The organism is Thermanaerothrix sp. (assembly GCA_026417795.1).
Taxonomy (GTDB): Bacteria; Synergistota; Synergistia; order Synergistales; family Synergistaceae; genus Thermanaerovibrio.
Genome location: JAOACP010000063.1, coordinates 1 through 3,883, shown reverse-complemented (window position 1 = coordinate 3,883; position 3,883 = coordinate 1). Strand labels below are relative to the sequence as shown.

Here is a 3,883-nt window from a genome sequence, read left to right as displayed (position 1 = left end):
CTCTATTATCAAAAAGTACCAGGGGCTGCCCGCAAGGGCGAGCCCCTTAGATTTTAGGCGCTTAACAGTCGTATAACGGTGATGTTATTTACCCAGAAGGGGAACATATGAATAGACTTATAGCTTTTTTACATCTCCATCGACAGGACCTGATATTTACTATTCTGGTCACTTTCATAAGTGGGGTTCTTTTTTTTATTCCCACGGGCTTTACATCGCCCTATCCGGAGGGCTCCTTCCTTTGGGCCAAAGCTCGTATTCTTGCGACAGACAACAGTACGGTTAAAACGATTGGTCCCTCTAAACATGGAAGTCAACAATTAAAAATAGAAATTCTTACAACCCGGTTTAAAGGACGCCATTTTTTTACCACCAATAATCTTCTCGGCAAAAAAGAGTTAGACAAATGGTTTTCCCCCGGCGACACGGCCTTTGTCGTTATGGATCTTACCTCGGATAAAAAGGAGGTGGCCCACGTGAATGTGATGGATCACTTCCGTTTAGATGGGATTCTTGCGCTTTTTGTTCTTTTTATCCTTGTCCTCATTGGTTTCGCGGGATGGATAGGTTTTAAAGCATTCATTTCATTTGTGTTTTCCGTAGCTCTTATTATTAAAGTACTTCTCCCTCTCATCTTGTATGGCTGGGATCCTCTGTTACTTACCCTGGGGATAGTTGCGCTGCTTACCTTTGTGATTATTTTCCTTGTTGGCGGCTTTACTAAAAAAGGCCTTGTTTCCTTCATCGGTTCCATGGGAGGAGTTCTTCTTACTACCCTCTTAGCCTTTTTCTTCACCTCCTGGTTTAAAATCCATGGGGCCATTCGACCCTTTGCGGAAAATCTCCTCTACATGGGTTTTGACTGGCTTTCGCTTCCCCGCTTATTCATGGCGGGAGTGTTTCTTGCGTCCAGCGGCGCGGTAATGGACCTCTCCATGGACATCTCTGCCGCCATGGGCGAAATTGTTCATAAACACCCTCAGATTAGCCGATGGGAACTCATAAAGTCCGGTTTTACCGTGGGACGCCATGTGGTAGGAACCATGACAACCACATTACTCCTTGCCTACACCGGTGGGTATACGGCCCTTCTTATGACCTTTATTGCCCAGGGGATACCGCTGGCAAACATCCTTAATATGATATATGTGTCCGCCGAAATAATTCACACCATGGTGGGGAGCTTTGGCCTGGTCATGGTAGCACCTATCACTGCCCTCGTGGGTGGCTTTATCTACGTGGGGAAACCAGCAAAAAAGGCATAAAGAAGCCGTAGCTCCCTATTTCTTAGTAACCTGGCTAACCGCTGGCAAGCCCTGTAAGAAGCACACCGGCGGTTTATCGGAAACTTTTCCCGAAGGGAACGTTTGAAACCCCTATTGCACGATTAGTTTTTTCCCGCTACCATATCTAGACTGTAAGGCCCTTACAATACAAATGATCCTAAGGGGCCTTGCGGTTGTAATAAAAAGCAACTGGCGTTTCAAGATGGGAAACCATCGGGGAGCTTGGGAATCCCGTTGGGATTATATATTGCCTGTCGCACGCCTGGGCAGGAACCATTACGGAAAGGAGATATGGATCCATGCATACCAATCCGGTAACAACCTATCTTGCTTCCACCGCTCCAGAAAAGGTGGATACGGCCTTGCTTGCCTACCTCTGCAACCTGTACGAGACTGCCCGGGTAGCCCCAGAAATTGCTGCTTCTATCGTAAAGGAACTGGAAAATCAGCGCAGCCGGGTAAAGCTCATCGCCAGCGAAAACTATTGTTCCATGGCGGTGCAACTTGCCATGGGGAACCTGCTTACGGACAAGTATGCCGAGGGAATGCCTAACCATCGCTTTTATGCGGGGAACGAAAATGTGGACGCCATCGAGTCCCTGGCCGCCGCCGAGGCCTGTAAGGTTTTTGGGGCGGAATACGCCAATGTTCAGCCCCACTGTGGCGCCGATGCCAACCTCTTGGCCTACTGGGCAATCCTTTCTACCCGGGTAGAAATGCCAGCCCTGGAGAAATTCGGCGAGACCAATTTGTATAAGCTGTCCGACGAACAATGGAAAGAACTTAAGACGATGCTCGGCAATCAGCGCCTCCTGGGGCTGGACTATTATTCCGGCGGCCACCTGACCCATGGGTATCGCTACAATGTTTCGGCCCGAATGTTTGATGTGTATACCTACACGGTATCAAAGGAAACGGGTCTTTTAGATTACGACGCAATTGAGAAGCAGGCCCTGGAAGTGCGGCCCCTTATTCTATTAGCAGGCTACTCTGCGTATCCCCGAAAAATCAATTTCCGCAGAATGCGGGAGATTGCCGATAAAGTAGGGGCGGTCTTTATGGTGGACATGGCCCATTTTGCGGGGCTTGTGGCAGGCAAGGTTTTCACCGGCGATTATAATCCTATCCCCTTTGCCCACGTGGTAACCACTACCACCCACAAGACCCTCCGGGGGCCCCGGGCGGGACTCGTGCTTTCCACCAAAGAGTTTGCCGAGGCACTGGATAAGGGCTGTCCCCTTACCATGGGTGGCCCCCTTCCCCACGTGATAGCCGCCAAGGCAGTGGCCTTCCGGGAAGCGGGGACCGCGGAATTCCAGACCTATGCCCACAAAATTGTGGAGAACAGCCAGGCCCTCGCCGCGGCCTGTATGGCCGAAGGGCTTGAGGTGCTTACCGGCGGTACCGACAACCACCTTTTCCTGGTGAATGTCCGCAACCAGGGGCTCACGGGTCGTCAGGCGGAAAGCGCCCTCCACGAATGTAACATCACCTTGAACCGGAACAGCCTTCCCTTCGATCCCAATGGGCCCTGGTACACCTCGGGGCTCCGGATTGGTACCGCCGCGGTAACCACCTTAGGGATGGGACCGGCGGAGATGAAAGAATTAGGGGCCATCATAGCCCTTGTGCTGAAAGGGACCAAACCTGCACCGGATCCCAAGAATCCTTCCCAGCCGAGCAAGGCAAAATACGTGATTGACCCCATGGTAAAAGCGGAAGCCCATCGGCGGGTAAAGGCCCTTCTGGATCGGTTCCCTGTCTATCCAGAACTGGATCTGGAATTGTTAAAGAAAGCCTTCGTCAATAATTAAAAGAGATGGGGGCGCTCGTATTTTATATTTCTAAAATTCTGCGTCCCCTGGTAACTTCCCCTTTAGCTATTGGTCTTGTGCTGAGTTTCTGGGCTATTCTATTGTTGCAGGCCAGGAGCCGATTCCAGCGCTGGCTTAAGGGGATAAGTCTTTTTATTCTCATCCTGGTAACAGTGTTTTCTCTGCCTATCGTGACCCGCCTGCTTTCCCGACTCTACGAAGTACCCCTTTCTCAGATTGAGGATGTGATGGCTGACGCTCCTTATACGGCGATCCTCGTTCTGGGAGGTACCGTGGAGCCCGCCGCTTCCCGGCCGGGCCTTGTGGAAGGAAACGACACCTTTGAACGGCTTACCGCCGCCGCCCGTCTGTATCGGGCTGGTGCGGCCCCTGTTGTAATTGCAAGCGGCGGCAGCGGCTCTATTACCTTTCCGGATAAAAAAGAAGCCCCCTACATGGCGGAGCTTTTAGAGCTTATGGGGGTTCCCAAAAGTGCAATTATTACGGAAGCGGCTTCCCGCAATACCCACGAAAACATCGTTTATAGTAAAAAGATTCTGGAAGGTCTCGCCGATGGTGGACAGCCCCCCGCTCGGCCGGTGCTCCTCGTGAGCTCCGCCTGGCACCTCCCCCGTGCCCTGGCCATCTCCAAGAAAACCAAGCTCCCGGCCATCCCCTTTTCGGTGGATAGCCAGGCGGAGCCCCTCCTTCTTCCTGCGGACCTTTTCCCCGACGCATGGGCCCTTACCCGCTCCACCCGTCTCATCCGCGAGTGGCTTGGCC

The 3,883-nt window shown here is 51.9% G+C and carries 3 protein-coding genes; all 3 read left to right on the top strand.

The window, feature by feature from the left end; all coding sequences use genetic code 11:
* Positions 1–107 precede the first annotated feature (107 nt).
* On the top strand, positions 108–1,265 hold the full coding sequence (locus N2315_08870; protein MCX7829288.1) for a YibE/F family protein: 1,158 nt from the start codon (positions 108–110) through the stop codon (positions 1,263–1,265).
* A 320-nt stretch (positions 1,266–1,585) separates the two neighbouring features.
* A complete protein-coding gene (locus N2315_08865; protein MCX7829287.1) occupies positions 1,586–3,100 on the top strand; it encodes a glycine hydroxymethyltransferase in 1,515 nt (504 codons plus the stop codon).
* A gap of 5 nt (positions 3,101–3,105) precedes the next feature.
* A partial coding sequence (locus tag N2315_08860) for a YdcF family protein (protein ID MCX7829286.1) occupies positions 3,106–3,883 on the top strand: 778 nt, incomplete at its 3' end.